Origin of the sequence: Marinobacter sp. (assembly GCF_052094685.1) — a bacterium.
In the GTDB taxonomy this organism is placed as follows: Bacteria; Pseudomonadota; Gammaproteobacteria; order Pseudomonadales; family Oleiphilaceae; genus Marinobacter.
The window spans coordinates 16,053-30,507 of record NZ_JBQDKB010000043.1; the positions used below are offsets into that span (position 1 = coordinate 16,053).

General features: G+C 55.2%; 15 protein-coding genes. 5 read left to right on the top strand and 10 right to left on the bottom strand.

Annotated features, from left to right (window positions below; genetic code table 11):
- The first annotated feature begins 305 nt into the window (after nucleotides 1-305).
- Complete coding sequence (trxA, locus tag ACTH3S_RS10255; RefSeq protein WP_096783801.1) at nucleotides 306-632, top strand: thioredoxin TrxA; 327 nt, start codon at nucleotides 306-308, stop codon at nucleotides 630-632.
- A gap of 101 nt (nucleotides 633-733) precedes the next feature.
- Nucleotides 734-1,324, top strand: a complete 591-nt coding sequence (gene mobA / locus ACTH3S_RS10260; RefSeq protein WP_441808914.1) for a molybdenum cofactor guanylyltransferase MobA — start codon at nucleotides 734-736, stop codon at nucleotides 1,322-1,324.
- Nucleotides 1,325-1,331: 7 nt separating this feature from the next.
- Here the strand turns inward: mobA and ACTH3S_RS10265 are convergent, their stop codons facing one another.
- The 4 genes from ACTH3S_RS10265 to moaB are packed head-to-tail and all read right to left on the bottom strand — an operon-like array spanning nucleotide 1,332 to nucleotide 3,852.
- Nucleotides 1,332-1,781 (bottom strand): molybdenum cofactor biosynthesis protein MoaE, encoded by a 450-nt coding sequence (locus ACTH3S_RS10265; RefSeq protein ID WP_441808915.1) that lies wholly within the window; start codon nucleotides 1,779-1,781, stop codon nucleotides 1,332-1,334.
- 1 nt (nucleotide 1,782) lies between these two features.
- A complete protein-coding gene (gene moaD, locus ACTH3S_RS10270) occupies nucleotides 1,783-2,043 on the bottom strand; it encodes a molybdopterin converting factor subunit 1 (protein WP_441808916.1) in 261 nt (86 codons plus the stop codon).
- Nucleotide 2,044: 1 nt separating this feature from the next.
- Nucleotides 2,045-3,259, bottom strand: coding sequence for a molybdopterin molybdotransferase MoeA (locus tag ACTH3S_RS10275; protein WP_441808925.1), 1,215 nt, complete (start codon nucleotides 3,257-3,259; stop codon nucleotides 2,045-2,047).
- A 20-nt stretch (nucleotides 3,260-3,279) separates the two neighbouring features.
- Nucleotides 3,280-3,852, bottom strand: coding sequence for a molybdenum cofactor biosynthesis protein B (moaB, locus tag ACTH3S_RS10280; RefSeq protein ID WP_441808917.1), 573 nt, complete (start codon nucleotides 3,850-3,852; stop codon nucleotides 3,280-3,282).
- Between the two features lie 363 nt (nucleotides 3,853-4,215).
- On the opposite strand from moaB, the gene rho reads away from it, so the two are divergent.
- The 3 genes from rho (at nucleotide 4,216) to ACTH3S_RS10295 (ending at nucleotide 8,227) form a co-directional block, all read left to right on the top strand.
- Nucleotides 4,216-5,478, top strand: a complete 1,263-nt coding sequence (rho, locus tag ACTH3S_RS10285; RefSeq protein WP_441808918.1) for a transcription termination factor Rho — start codon at nucleotides 4,216-4,218, stop codon at nucleotides 5,476-5,478.
- A gap of 255 nt (nucleotides 5,479-5,733) precedes the next feature.
- Nucleotides 5,734-7,221: a 4-hydroxy-3-polyprenylbenzoate decarboxylase gene (gene ubiD, locus ACTH3S_RS10290; RefSeq protein WP_441808919.1), complete on the top strand. Its 1,488-nt coding sequence runs from the start codon at nucleotides 5,734-5,736 to the stop codon at nucleotides 7,219-7,221.
- 1 nt (nucleotide 7,222) lies between these two features.
- Nucleotides 7,223-8,227: an FAD-binding oxidoreductase gene (locus tag ACTH3S_RS10295; protein ID WP_441808926.1), complete on the top strand. Its 1,005-nt coding sequence runs from the start codon at nucleotides 7,223-7,225 to the stop codon at nucleotides 8,225-8,227.
- A gap of 38 nt (nucleotides 8,228-8,265) precedes the next feature.
- On the opposite strand, the gene ACTH3S_RS10300 is transcribed toward ACTH3S_RS10295, so the two are convergent.
- From ACTH3S_RS10300 to ACTH3S_RS10325, 6 genes are all read right to left on the bottom strand, one after another.
- Nucleotides 8,266-9,507 carry a heme biosynthesis HemY N-terminal domain-containing protein gene (locus ACTH3S_RS10300; RefSeq protein ID WP_441808920.1) on the bottom strand — a complete coding sequence of 414 codons (1,242 nt, stop codon included), beginning with the start codon at nucleotides 9,505-9,507 and terminating at the stop codon, nucleotides 8,266-8,268.
- Nucleotides 9,504-10,628: a uroporphyrinogen-III C-methyltransferase gene (locus ACTH3S_RS10305; protein WP_441808921.1), complete on the bottom strand. Its 1,125-nt coding sequence runs from the start codon at nucleotides 10,626-10,628 to the stop codon at nucleotides 9,504-9,506. Before ACTH3S_RS10305 ends, ACTH3S_RS10300 begins: the two co-directional genes overlap by 4 nt.
- Before the next feature lie 8 nt (nucleotides 10,629-10,636).
- Entirely contained in the window at nucleotides 10,637-11,449 is an 813-nt protein-coding gene (locus ACTH3S_RS10310; protein WP_441808922.1) for a uroporphyrinogen-III synthase, read from the bottom strand.
- On the bottom strand, nucleotides 11,430-12,374 hold the full coding sequence (hemC, locus tag ACTH3S_RS10315) for a hydroxymethylbilane synthase (RefSeq protein WP_441808923.1): 945 nt from the start codon (nucleotides 12,372-12,374) through the stop codon (nucleotides 11,430-11,432). The genes ACTH3S_RS10310 and hemC overlap by 20 nt, the downstream gene beginning before the upstream one ends.
- A 118-nt stretch (nucleotides 12,375-12,492) precedes the next feature.
- Nucleotides 12,493-13,263, bottom strand: a complete 771-nt coding sequence (locus ACTH3S_RS10320; RefSeq protein ID WP_441808924.1) for a LytR/AlgR family response regulator transcription factor — start codon at nucleotides 13,261-13,263, stop codon at nucleotides 12,493-12,495.
- Nucleotides 13,260-14,228, bottom strand: coding sequence for a sensor histidine kinase (locus ACTH3S_RS10325; RefSeq protein WP_441808927.1), 969 nt, complete (start codon nucleotides 14,226-14,228; stop codon nucleotides 13,260-13,262). The genes ACTH3S_RS10320 and ACTH3S_RS10325 overlap by 4 nt, the downstream gene beginning before the upstream one ends.
- Nucleotides 14,229-14,455: the final 227 nt, after the last annotated feature.

Here is a 14,455-nt window from a genome sequence, read left to right on the forward strand (position 1 = left end):
AATCCTATGGCATGAACGTGCGCGTACTATAAGCGATAATCCCCAGACCTGTCAGTAAGTGGTCGGGTTTGAGTACCGTCCAAAACCGGTTGAATTGACTGGGGTCAGAAGATCGAGGATTCAAGCTGGTGGATCTACTGCTTCACATACGCGGGATCAATCGCGTAAAGTAGGCGCTAATGTGATGAGAGTGAAGGGTTGCCTCCCGAACAACGGCAACCTCTAGCAACAGTCAACTGCACGTGCATGCAGGCATGGGCTCAAAGCCCGAAAGCCTGTTGTGGTGCATGAATCAGGAAAATGAAATGAGCGGAAATATCGTAAACGTAACGGATGCATCCTTCGACCAAGACGTACTTCAGTCTGACGTACCTGTACTGGTAGATTACTGGGCAGAGTGGTGCGGCCCTTGCAAAATGATTGCCCCCGTACTTGAAGAAATTGCTGACGAATACGATGGCAAACTGAAAGTCTGCAAGCTCAACATCGACGAAAACGAGCAGACACCGCCTAAGTTCAATATCCGCGGTATCCCGACGTTAATGCTGTTCAAAAACGGCAACGTTGACGCGACCAAAGTGGGCGCACTGTCCAAATCCCAGCTCGCGGCATTCCTGGACAGCAATCTCTGATTGCATCCCGATTGCCTGAAAACCGCCCCAGGGCCTAGCTCTTGGGCGGTTTTTTATTATCGGAGGCTCTAAACAGCCAAACGTCGGCCTTGAGACCTGCAATGATCAAAGCACAGCCCAAGAATGCCTGCAGCCTGCTCTTGGCCGGCGGTGCCGGAACCCGTATGAACGGCCAAGACAAAGGCCTGATACACTGGTGTGAGCGGCCAATGGCCCACTGGGTAGCCGATGCTTTGAGGGCGATTTCATCGCCATTGCTCATCAGCGCTAATCGCTCCCTGGAAGAATACCGTCTACTTGGCCACGTACTGGAAGACTCCGTTGAATTCAAAGGCCAAGGCCCCTTGGCCGGCTTGCTGGCTGGTCTAACCGAAGCCCAAAAACGCGGCTTTGATGCCGTGCTGGTATGCCCCTGCGATACCCCCGGTATACAGCCAGAATTATTCCGAAGGCTTTTCACAGCCTGGCGCGAACAGCCAGATCTGCCCGTTATCGCCCAGTGCGACGGCAGAGCTCACCCGTTGCATGGCATCTACCCAGTTTCACTCGCAGGCCTGCTGGAAAATCAGCTAAGAAACGATAATCGTAGGGTGATGGTGTTTGCTGAAATTGCGGGTGCAAAAACATTGAATTGCCTAGATGCCGCAGACTCGTTTAAAAACAGAAACAGACCAGAAGATTTGTTGAGCTAAGCTAAAACTACTCGCCCCAAGCCTTACCTCGAGCAACATCCGAAGCCTTCTGCTCCACCCAGTGCTCCCCGTCCTCAGAAAGTTCCTTCTTCCAGAACGGCGCGGACGTCTTCAAAGCATCCATAATAAACTCACAAGCCGCAAACGCATCACCCCTGTGGCCGCTACAAACACCCACAAACACAATTTGCTCCTGCAGCAGCAACCTGCCAACCCGGTGAATCACCCGAGCCTTACGCACATCCCAGCGCTGCGTAGCCTCCTCAATAAGGCCCGTAATTACCTGTTCTGTCATTCCCGGATAATGTTCCAAAAACAACCCAGACACACACTGAGTATCGCCGCTGTCCCGCACCAGGCCCGTGAACGTCGCAATCGCGCCCGTGCCAGCACCACTTTCACGTAGCGCGGCATACTCTGCACCCGTATCAAAATCTTCAGTTTGGATGCTGATCATCTTAACCCCCGGTTACCGGCGGGAAAAAAGCCACTTCATCCCCAGGCTTTACAGGTGCGCCAGGCTTGGCCATTACCTGGTTAATCGCAATCATCACCGGCTGGTCGCCCTGCAATTGTGCCCAAGGGCCGCCACGGCTGGCCAGTGCTGCAAGCAGGTCACCAGCTGTTTGATCTGTATCTGCCGGCAGCGTGAGTTGCTCTGTATCCAGTTCCTCACGGAGTCGGGCGAAAAAACGGACAGTTAGGGTCTGGTTAGTCATATCAGCTCAATAACTCGGTGAATGGAAAATAGGTGAGCAAGCTGCCCTCCGCAACCATGGAGTGCTCTGGAACCACCGCCAAGCCGCCGGCCCAGCAGGCAGAGCTCAACACGCCAGAGCTCTGGTTCAGATAGGCGCTGACCTGGGGCTCGCCATTTACAGATTCCGTGCGCGCACGGACAAACTCTCGGCGCACAGAGGGCGAGGTAACGTTAAAGGCCGCGGGCAACTGCTGCCCCACGGGGTGAACCTGCAAACGGCCTTGGCAAGTGCGTATGTAAGGCATGCCTACGACTAAGAAAGTGACCAGCACAGCCGCCGGGTTGCCGGGCAGGCCCAGTACCGGCGTGTCCTTGATCGACCCGAACGCCAAGGGCTTGCCGGGCTTGATCGCCATGCGCCAGAGCGAAAGTTCGCCGGCCTCTTCCAGCACAGCGCGCACATGGTCTTCCTCACCCACGGAAACGCCGCCACTGGTGATGACCAAATCGGCCTGTGCTGCGGCACGTTTCAGTGTTTCTCGGGTAAGGTCACGCTTATCACGCAATGTCTCGCACAGAGCAACTTCGCACCCCGCCTCCGCCAATAAGCCGAGTAGGGTGAAGCGGTTGGTGTTATATATTTGCCCTGGCTCCAAAGGTGATCCTGGGTCGACCAATTCATCGCCGGTGGACAGAATCGCTACCCGCAGCTTCTTAAAAACCGCAACCTCAGCTACGCCCATAGACGCCAGAAGACCCATCTCCTGAGCTCGGATTTTCGTGCCTTTTGCCAGTGCTAAACTTCCTTCAGCGAGATCCTGGCCGCGTCGGCGGATGTTTTGGTCGGTTTTTACTTCGGCGCTAATCAGAATGCCGTTATCCGTAACCTCAACTCGCTCCTGCATAATTACTGTGTCGGCGCCGACAGGTACTTCCGACCCGGTAAAGATGCGGGCTGCCGTGCCCGGTTTGAGTGGGCTCGGAGCCGAGCCGGCCGGAATTCGGTCGGAGATAACCAATGGCTGGCCCGGCGCGTAATCCTTGGCGCGCAAAGCGTAGCCATCTACCGCACTGTTATCCGCTGGTGGCACATCCGCAGGAACTTGATAGTCCTGCGCCAGTATCCGGCCAAGGCTTTCAGTGAGTGGCAAAAGCTGGGTGTCTGATATCACCGGCGCTTTGCCCAATAAGTGGGCAATTGCCTCTTCTACCGGCGTCAGATTAGCGGCCATGATGTCTCTCTCCGTAGTCTGGATTAGCGAGCGGCGCGTGTGCCGATAACCTGCTGAAGGCGCTCAACCGCGCGCGTCGGCTTGCGGCCAACCAAGGCTGAGAAATTGCACGGGCCGTGCCGGCTGTCGAGTTGCGTGTTCAAAATGCCATGCCAGCCAGTCCGGCAAGCTCCGGTGGAGCCGGGCAGGCAGAAGATCGCCGTATGGTTGGCTAGGCCGCCGAAGGCCCTGGACTGAATCGTCGATGTGCCGATTTCTGCAGCTGAAAGGCGCCGAAACTCTTCGCCAAAGCCTTCGATGGTCTTGTCTAGCAAGGGAGCAACGGCTTCTGGTGTGCTATCGCGCTCGTGAAAGCCGGTGCCGCCGGTAATGATCACCACATGAACATCTGGCTCTGCAATCCAAGAAGACATGGCCGCGCGCACCAAGTACACATCATCCGGCAGGATGCGTCGAGAAATCAGCTGGTGCCCAGCTTCTATAACACTGTCTTCAAGAAACTGGCCTGAAGAATCTTCTTCGGGGCCGCGGCTGTCGGAGATCGTTAAAATCGCGATACTGAGAGGTTTGAGTTCACCTGTGCGTTCACTGCTCATGAAGAGGGCTCCGAAAATCACGTAGAAGTTTGTCTGTCAGTATCCCCATGAGCCGCCAGAAATGGAAGGGAGTAACCCATCAGGGGGAGGCGTCCAGGCTTTTGAGACCACCATTTGGTCGCAATATCGGTGTTAATTTTGCCTATACGCTTGACATTGGCGGGCAAGGTAGCAGATTATCAGTCCTGCCCTACGAACGGTTGTTCCCACTCTACTGGCTTCAGTTTTTATTCCGGATTTTATCCGCACCGGTTGTGCTTCATCGGCCAGCATCTGTTTCGACAACGATTTGAAAAAAATGTTCAGGGGCACCCCCGTCATTCCAATGTCCGTTTACTTCCATTCTTGAAAATCTAATAACTTATGAATCTTACCGAACTCAAGCAGAACTCCATGCCCGAATTGCTCGATATCGCGCAAGAGATGGGCCTCGATAACCTGGCACGTTCACGCAAGCAGGATGTCATCTTCACCATTCTGAAGAAGCATGCGAAAAGCGGCGAAGACATTTACGGCGATGGCGTACTGGAGATTCTGCAGGACGGTTTCGGCTTCCTCCGCTCTGCCGACGCCTCCTACCTAGCAGGGCCAGACGACATTTACGTCTCGCCTAGCCAGATTCGCCGTTTTAACTTGCGTACCGGTGATACCGTTGCCGGCAAGATCCGCCCGCCCAAAGACGGTGAGCGTTATTTTGCGCTGTTGAAAGTTGCTGAAATTAACTTCGACAAGCCGGACAACGCCCGCAATAAGATCCTGTTTGAAAACCTTACGCCGCTGTTTCCTGATGAGCGTATGCAACTGGAAACTGGTAACGGTAGCACCGAGGATCTGTCATCCCGCGTGTTGGATCTGGTTGCGCCCATCGGTAAAGGCCAGCGTGGTTTGATTGTATCGCCACCCAAGGCCGGTAAAACCCTGCTGATGCAGAGTATTGCCCAGTCCATCGCTCGCAATCATCCAGAATGCCACATTATTGTGTTGTTGATTGATGAGCGGCCGGAGGAAGTGACTGAAATGCAGCGCACCGTGCGCGGCGAAGTGATTGCCTCTACCTTTGATGAGCCACCTGCGCGTCACGTTCAAGTAGCCGAAATGGTGATCGAAAAAGCCAAGCGTTTGGTTGAGCACAAAAAAGACGTAGTTATTCTGCTGGACTCCATCACCCGATTGGCTCGTGCCTACAACACGGTGATTCCTTCTTCAGGCAAAGTATTGACCGGTGGTGTAGACGCCCATGCCCTGGAAAAACCCAAGCGTTTCTTCGGTGCAGCCCGTAATGTAGAAGAGGGCGGAAGCCTGACAATTCTTGCGACGGCTCTGGTGAACACTGGCTCCAAAATGGACGAAGTGATCTACGAGGAGTTCAAGGGCACAGGTAACATGGAAATTCACCTGGATCGGAAGATCGCAGAGAAGCGTGTGTACCCGGCTATCAATATCCGCAGTTCTGGCACGCGCCGTGAAGACCTGCTGATGAGCGAAGCGGATATCCAGCGGGTATGGATTCTGCGCAAGCTGCTGCACTCTATGGACGACGATACCGCCGCCATCGAGTTCTTGCTTGATAAGCTGAAAGACTCCAAGACCAACGACGAATTCTTCCAGTCAATGAAGCGTCGCTAAGAGTTAGGTGCGCATCTTTATTGGATGACAGTTAAGCTTTGGTGGGTTTTGGCCTCGAGTTGACTGGTGAATTGTGAACGCGGTGAGGGCCTGCTTTCCCAGACTGTGTCTTGCCAAGGATGGCAAGACCAAGCCCCCAGGGATGGGTTCACGGCGTGTCTGGAAAAGTAGGCCCTCATTGCGTTCTGGCACCGGGTGAGAAGTCTGAAAGGCGAAAAACTCCGAATTAGAAGCTAACCGGAAACGGAGCCAAACATGAAATACAATGACCTGCGGGACTTCATTGACCAGTTGGAGGCGCTGGGCGAGCTGAAACGCATCTCAGTTGAAGTAGACCCCCATCTGGAAATGACCGAAATCTGCGACCGCACGCTGCGAGCAGGTGGGCCAGCGTTGTTGTTTGAAAATCCTAAAGGCTACGACATGCCGGTGCTTGCCAACCTCTTTGGCACCACCAGAAGAGTGGCGCTGGGCATGGGACAGGAGAACGTAACCGCGCTTCGGGACGTTGGAAAATTGCTGGCCTATCTCAAAGAGCCAGATCCCCCCAAGGGCTTTAAAGACGCCATCGAAAAACTGCCGCTGCTCCGGCAAGTCATGCGCATGAGCCCGAAAGTACTCCGCTCTGCGCCCTGCCAAGATGTGGTCATCGAAAAAGATAAGGTCGACCTTTATCAGATTCCAGTACAACACTGCTGGCCCGGTGATGCTGGGCCGCTGGTTACCTGGCCGCTGGTGATTACCCGTGGGCCTCATAAAGAACGGCAAAACCTTGGAATTTATCGGCAACAGGTGATTGGCCGTAACCGGTTGATCATGCGCTGGCTAAGCCATCGCGGCGGAGCGTTGGATTTTCAGGAATTTCAGAAAGAGAATCCTGGCAAGCCTTACCCAGTAGCCGTTGCTCTGGGTGCAGATCCCGCCACCATTCTCGGCGCCGTAACCCCAGTGCCCGATTCGCTATCAGAATATGCGTTTGCAGGTTTGCTTCGGGGCAGTCGTACCGAGCTGGTGCAGGCGGGCCTCAGTGATCTGCAGGTTCCAGCCAGCGCCGAGATTGTTCTGGAAGGCTTTATTTACCCAGACGATCACGCGCCTGAAGGCCCGTTTGGGGATCACACCGGTTACTACAACGAAGTGGACGAGTTCCCGGTGTTCACGGTTGAGCGGATCACCCACCGCAAAGACCCTATTTATCACAGCACCTATACTGGTAGGCCGCCCGACGAGCCAGCTATTCTGGGCGTGGCGTTGAACGAAGTGTTCATCCCCATCTTGCAGAAGCAGTTCCCAGAGATTGTGGACTTCTACTTGCCTCCGGAGGGCTGCTCTTATCGCCTTGCAGTGGTGACTATGAAGAAGCAGTACCCTGGCCATGCCAAGCGGGTAATGATGGGTGTATGGTCGTTTTTACGGCAGTTTATGTACACCAAGTTCGTGATTGTGACGGATGACGATGTGGATGCTCGTAATTGGGAGGATGTGATCTGGGCCATTACCACCCGAATGGATCCTGCCCGCGATACCATGCTGGTAGAAAATACGCCCATCGACTATCTCGACTTTGCTTCGCCTGTGTCTGGCCTGGGCTCCAAAATGGGAATGGACGCAACGAACAAATGGCCGGGTGAAACAACCCGTGAGTGGGGCGAGCCTATTGCCATGACCGATGCCGTAAAACAGCGGGTGGACGAGCTCTGGGATACTCTGGGGATTGAAACTGCGCCCGTTCGCCCCGACTAATATGAACAACAAGCCTTGGCGGGTAGATCTTTCCCCTTCTGGGCTAAGCTACACGGTAGCCGCGGGTACAGATTTGCTCAGTGCAGCTGGCAGCGCGGGTATTGCCGTTCCGTCTGCATGCAAAAATGGCGTATGCGAGCTTTGCGAGGCGCGGCTGCTTAGCGGCTCTGCCATGAACACCCGAAACCAACAGATAATTCCGCCCGGCGTACGGTTGATGATATGCAGAACCGACGCCCTTGGTGATATTGAACTGGAGATGACCGCCGTTATGGCCGCAGGAAACAACCAGCCCAAAAAGTTCCAGGCAAACATCGTGGATGTGCGTTCTATCAGCCACGATGTGTATCGGGTTGAGCTTCAGTTGCCACGGCGGCGAGAGCTGTCTTTTCATGCGGGGCAGTATCTGTCGGTCAATCTGCCCGACGGCGAGTCTTGTTATTTCTCCATTGCCAGTAGCCCGGAAGAGCAGAACATTGAGTTGCATATCCAAGCTACTCCAGAATGGGTATCCGCGCAAAAAGTCATTGATGCGCTGACATCTGGTGAAACTGTCAGTCTGGAAATGCCCCATGGCAAAGCTTGCCTTGCCTGTGCTCCGAAAAAGCCGTTGTTGTTGGTTGCCGCGGGTACTGGCTTTGCTCAGATGAAAAGCCTGGTGGATTATTTACGCGGTACCTCCTTTGCTCAACCGGTAAAGCTGTTCTGGGGCGTGCGTCGCCATGAAGATATGTACCTGAGATCCATGGCCCGACAGTGGGCGCAGGATTGGGCGGCGTTCACCTTTCACCCCGTGGTGGGTGATGATGAAGATAGCGAGTGGAGCGGACATCACGATCAATTGGTGCGCGCTGTGCTTGCTTCAGGCATGGACTGGAAGAACGTGGAAGTGCACGCCAGTGGCTCGCCAACGATGGTTTACACTCTGATGGACGCTCTGGTGGAGGTCGGGTTGCCGACTGAGGGATTCTTTTCTGACGTGCTGGAGTATGCTCCCCGGAACTGAGCTAACACAGGCGCCAGAACCCTGTTCTGGCGCCTGTGTTAGGCTTTGGGCATGGGCAGTTTCGGAAGGCCGTTGTCTTTTGCCAGCCCTTGCATCATCAGCTTGATACTCGCTTCTCCGTTGCCCATGTGGGCGTTCAGGCGGCTCAGCTCTGCCAGAGCTTCGCGGCTGCGACGCAACCCCAAGCTGGTCTCAAAATATTCCCGGGCTTTGCCCCACAGCTCGTTACGCAGGCTCAGTCGGCCAAGTGCCAGTAGCAGTTCCGCGTTGTTCGGCCGATCTTTTAACCACTGCTCTGCGGTAAGCAGCTGCTCGTCTGGTTTGCGCCCCTCTATCCGACCATAAAGATTGACCAGATCATCACTCCAATGACTGTGCAGAACCTTGCGTAGCAAGATTTCGGTTTGGACTTCATCGCCAAGATCGGCCAACAGCCGGGCATAATCCCCGATGGTTTCCTCGTCTTTGCGCAAAAAACCCGGAAGCTCATCCCAAAGCCGGGTGAGGGGTTCCAGCGATGCAGTCGGATCTTCCTTTTGCTGGCGGCGGCAATCTTCTGCGGCCCGCTCTAAAAGGTTGTGCCATACCTGCCGCTCAATCTCTCCCAGCTCAGATTCCGGCAGCACGCTACGTTTGCGCAGTTCTGGCAGCAGCTTCGATAGCTCGCGCCAGTCTTCCAGGCGAAGGTAGGTGTTTTTGAGCAGCTTGAGTACAAACGGGTGGTGTGGAGATTGTTTGCGCAGGCGCACCAGAGTTGCGAGGGCTTGTTCCAAGCGGTTGCCCGCAAGCTGAAGCTGGGCCTGAGTAATGCCTACGGCCATATCTGACCCAGGAGTGCTTTCAAAGGCTTTTCTCAGCAGCTCGTCCTCGGCTTCGTGGTCACCACACTCGAAGGCTGCCTGGGCGGCTGCCAAATAATTAATAAGGGGGGTGTCTGCATTGTCGGCGGCCGAGGTAAGCATCTTGCGGGCTCTTGGCCAGTTGCCCTCTGCCAGTGCCAGTAAGCCCTGAGTGGTGCGGCGTCTTGCTCGGCGTTCTTTGCCGCGAGAAACCCAGCCAGCGATTAACCCACTACCGTGCCGCACACGGCGGAACAGGTTGATGGTTAAAACAATTAACGCGATAACCACTATAAACAGCGCAAGGCCAACCCAAAAATTGGTTTCGACCAGGTAGGGACCCAAGCTGATGCGAATGTAACCCAAGTCGTATTGCAGCCCCAGGGAAAGCCCTGTGCCAATTAACAGGGCAAACAGAACGATCAAAAGAAGGCCGATCATGAATCATCGCCTCCGTTGGCTTCAGTATTCTTGTTGCTCTTGTCTCCATTCTCTTTGTTGAGGCGACCTGCGAGCCGCTCTTTGAGAAGATCCAAGGATTTACTGATGTCTGGCAGATCTGGGGCAACGTTGTTTTCGGCTAGTTCATTCAGGGTGTTGGACAGTGCATCTATCCGTGGATTGCTGCCGTCGTACCAGTCCGTAACGGCCGCCTGTGCTTTGGCAAGCGCGCGCTCATATACAGGTTGGTTCCCTCTGAGTACGGCCATTTCGGCTTCTTCCAGCATCAGTTGCAGGTTCAACCGAGCATAAGCGCTTTGATCTGGCGACAGCAGTGGCTTAACCGATTCATCCAAACGGCGAACCACAACAACCTGCGTCAGTGTGGATTTAAATTTCTGCCAGCCTTTAGTCAACATGCCTGGCTCGCCGCCTTCGGGTGGGGCGTCGTCCGATTGTGAGTCGCCCACAAATCCGGGTGCCTGTTCACTGATAAGCGCTTGGTCGGTAAGCTGGTGAACGCTATCAATGGCGGCTTCGAGGGTGAGGTAAAGGCCAGTTCTGTCGACACCGGTTAGGCTTTTAAGTGCCAGTACCTCCTGGGCCAGCTGCTGGCGTACGGGGTATACGCCAATATCATCAGACTCGGTGAGTACATCGTCTGTCGCTTCAAGAGCGGAGAGGGCACCTTTAATATCTTTTTCGATCAGCAGACGCTGGTTGGCAATGCGAAGCAGATACTCTGCTTCTGCCAAGAGCCAGTCGGTGCGGGTGCGGTTTCCGGCTTCTAGCAGTTCGCGAGCGTTGTGATCAATCTGTCGCTGCTGAGTGGCGATCAGCTCCCGCTGGGAGGAGAGCTTGTCCTCCAGAGACTGCAAGCGCTGGCCTTGCCGGTTGCCACTGTCGCCATAACGATCCTCAAACTGAGCGGTATCCTGTTGTAGGTTTTTCAGTGTTTGCAAGGTGGCTTGCTGACCGTTCCATTGTTGCCAGTTCCATAGCGCCAGCACGGCAACACAGATCAGAGCAATGATGGCAATAATCCACAGTGGCCAGATTCTCTGACGAGTGGGTTGTTTTCTTTCGATCGCAGCGGGTAATTGCTTTGTTGTCTCAGTCACGGGCGTCCTTACTTGGCTGTTCCGGAGCCACCGTCCTGGCCGGCCAGTTGTTCTGCGACGGCGGCCACAATGTCATTATCGGCAAGGCTTCCTGGTATAACCGGTGCATTGAACCCCGCTACGCGAGCCTGATCGGCGATACGCCGGGCGGGTACAATGACAGGTCTATCGTATAGATTATGGCTGCAATTCGCACATAGTGCGATGAGATTGTTCAGTGTTTCCCCAGAGAGCGCAATTATGGCCTCTGGTGCAAACTGATCTAGAGCTAGGTCGACTTGTACCGAAGTGTAATCCGGGCAGAATCTTCGATAAAGCGGCATTATGGTGACTCGCGCACCGCGGGCTTCCAGGGTTTTTCGGGTCAGCTCGCGTCCTTCCTCTCCTCGGGCAACCAGTATTCGCTCCCCATCTAGGTGCGACAGAGACGGCAACTTTAACAGTGCTTCGCTGGTCCAGCCTTCGTCGGGTTTGCGTGGGCTTAGCCCGTATTCGGCAAGTGCTTTGGCCGTGCCTGCGCCCACGCCGTACCATTTCAGCCCGGCAGGAAGCTGGGGCCACCAAGTGTCCAGCTCTTCCAGTAAAAGGCGCGCAGCATAAGGGCTGACGGCGATAATGTGAGAAAATTCATCGAGGCTCAGAATGGTTGTGCGACGTTCCGGGGTCTCTGGCAGCGGCTCTCGATCAACCAGCGGAAACACGTGCGTCTGGGCGCCAGCAGACTGAAACTGCTGGGCTAGCCGAGACGCTTCTGGCTCTGGCCGGCAAATCAGAATACGCCGGCCAGCCAGGTTGGGTAGATCAGTGCGGAGTGTGGCCATAAACTTCTGCCAGAATTTTGTCTGCGCCCTGAGCCAAGAGCTCTTCTGCCAGTTCGCGGCCCAAGCGCTCGCCTTCCGCTCTGGGTGCACGGCCTTCAGCGCGAAGGATTTTTGTGCCGTCAACCGCGCCTACCAGTGCCCGCAACCACACGGTAGTGTCGTTGTCTTCTAGCAGGGCATAGGCCGCGATAGGCACCTGGCAACCACCTTCAAGGCGGCGGTTGAGCGCACGTTCCGCTTTTACCCGGTCAGCCGTGTCGTGGTGGTTCAGGGGCTCCAGCATGGCACGTAGTTCGTTGTCACTGAGCCGGCATTCTATTCCAAGCGCGCCCTGGCCAACGGCGGGCAGGGAGAGAGTGTCTGGCATGGAGTAGCGGATGCGGTCGTGGAACCCCAGACGTTTTAGGCCGGAGCTGGCCAGTACGATGGCGTCGTGGTCACCGGCATCTAATTTGGCCAGGCGGGTGTTCACGTTACCTCGCAGAACCCGGATTTCCAGATCTGGCCGGTAGGCTCTAAGCTGAGATTCCCGGCGTAAGCTGGCGGTACCAACCACAGAGCCCTGCGGAAGAGCGTCCACGTTATCGTAGTGATTACTCACGAAGGCATCTGTGGGGTCTTCTCGCTCACAGATGGCAACCAACCCAAGGCCTTCGGGAAAAGCCATGGGTACATCTTTCATGGAGTGCACCGCCAGATCTGCTCGGCCATCGATCATGGCCTCTTCCAGTTCTTTTACAAACAGGCCTTTGCCGCCGATCTTGGCCAGTGGAACATCGAGGATTTTGTCCCCCTGGGTTTTGATCTTGACCAGCTCCACAATTACGTTGTCGTGGAGTCTTTCCAGTTCAGCCTTGATGAATTCCGCCTGCCATAACGCCAAGGCGCTGCTGCGGGTTGCGACACGAAGAGTTCGTTTAGACATGGTGCTCACTGCCGGTTCTGAAAATGTTTGCCAAGGTTACCCTGTGGCGCCGTAAAAGTCCCGTGGATGGCTGCTATGAGTGGTCTACAGCAGCAAGGCTCGTTGCGAGCGATCGCGCTTAGCCGGGTTGTTGCCCCTGCAACCATTGGCGCACGTTGCTGGTGTGCCGACGGCTTACCTGGAGCTCGCCCAGGCTATCCCTGAGCAGTACCAGATTGCCGCCATCCGGCGTGCGCTTCAAAGCCTGGATAAAACGGACGCCCACCAGCGTGTTGCGGTGAATTCGGAGCAACTGTTGCGGATAGGCGTTTTCCAGTTCTTTCAGTGTGTAATCAGACACAGTCTCACCACGGGCATGGTGAATGGTCACGTATTTCTGATCTGCCTGACAATAGCGGATCTCAGCTATATCTATTAGCTCGGTGCCTCGGTGGGTGCGAACCGCCAGTTGTTCGTCCTCGGCCGCCTCGCGGCTTGCGTTGTTGCCAATATGGTTGCTAGAAACAGCTCGTAATTGTACCCGGTTAACCCTCCCGGCACGGGCCAACGCTTCTGCCAGTGCATCTTTGCGCACGGGCTTAAGCAGGTAAGCCACGGCCTGCACATCGAAAGCCTGGATCGCGTAGTTGTCGTAGGCCGTGCAGAAAATAATAGCCGGGGGATTGCTGAGATGGCTCAGGCGTGCGGCTGCCTCCATGCCGTCAAGGCCCGGCATGCGTATGTCCAGCAGCAGAATGTCTGGCTGCAGCTCGGCAACCTGGGCAAGGGTTGCCGAGCCATCATTGGCTTCGCCGCATACCAGGTATTCTGGCAAGCTCTCGGCCAGTCGTCGGAGGCGTTGCCGGGCCAAAGGTTCATCGTCGGCGATCAGAATCTTCTGTTTTGTCATGAGTGTTGTGTGGTTTTTGGCAGCCTTAAAGTCACTGTGTAAACGTCTCCTTGGTGACTGTGTTTCAGCACTGCAGCCTCGCCAAACAGTGCCTGCAACCGCGCCTGTATATTGCTTAGAGCCATGCGGTTGCCGTTGTGTTGGTTGCCGTTGCTTTCCGGTTTTGGGTTTTGCACTAACAGGTATACAAAGTTGCCGCGCGCTTCCGCTTCTATGCGCACCGTACCACCGCCTGGTCTAGGCTGTATGCCGTGATAAACCGCGTTTTCTACCAGCGGCTGCAGGGTTAATGGTGGGATGGCTTGGCGTTTCAGCCCGTCGGCGATGCGCCACTCCAGCTTCAGGCGCGGACCTAGTCGCAGGGCTTCTATAGCAAGATAGCGCTGACACAAGTCTAGCTCTTTTGCTAGCGGGATGAGCTGGTCGCCGGTGCGCAGGCTGGCGCGAAAGAGCTCGGAAAGATCCAGTACAGCTTCTTCAGCCTGCTCTGGGTCAGAGGCAATAAGGCTGGCGATGGTGTTCATGCTGTTAAACAGAAAGTGCGGCTGTATGCGCGCTTGCAACGCTGCCAGGTGCGCCTGCATTTCTGCTTCCCGTTGCTGTTGCCACTGGTATTGCAGATAAAAATAGCGCAATACCATCAGCACAATCAGCAGTGCCAATAATAGCTTTTTGGCAATGGCTTGCCAGTCGATGATGCCCGGTTGTGGGTGCAAAACACTGTCGGCAAACAGGCTGAAGGCGAGTACATCCAGCAGCACGATGACGGCAATGGCAAGGGAGGCCTTAGCCACAGATATTTTGGCCAGCCGATCTCGTAGCAGACAAATCAGTGCGGCGCTGGTGAGGGTCGTCCACTGCACAAACAGCGACAGGAGCGCGAAATAGTTCCAGTCGATCCAGCTGTTACTGGCCTGAACAATGGCCAACACAAGTACCAGAAGTTCGCTGGTGATTAGCAGCATGAAGACAGAGCGCACTCGGCAAAGATCCGGTACGAAAAAACTCTGTATCACCGCCGCTTTGTCCCCGCTCAGGGGAGTCTCTTTTCTACGGGTCAGAATGCTATACTCCCGCCATATTCAATGTACCCAGTTCCCGCCAGATAATGCCGGGCTGCCAGTAGGAAAGATAGACCATGTTTTGTACCACAGCTAATGTAACTATCCTGTTGCAGTCTTAAATAACTCCT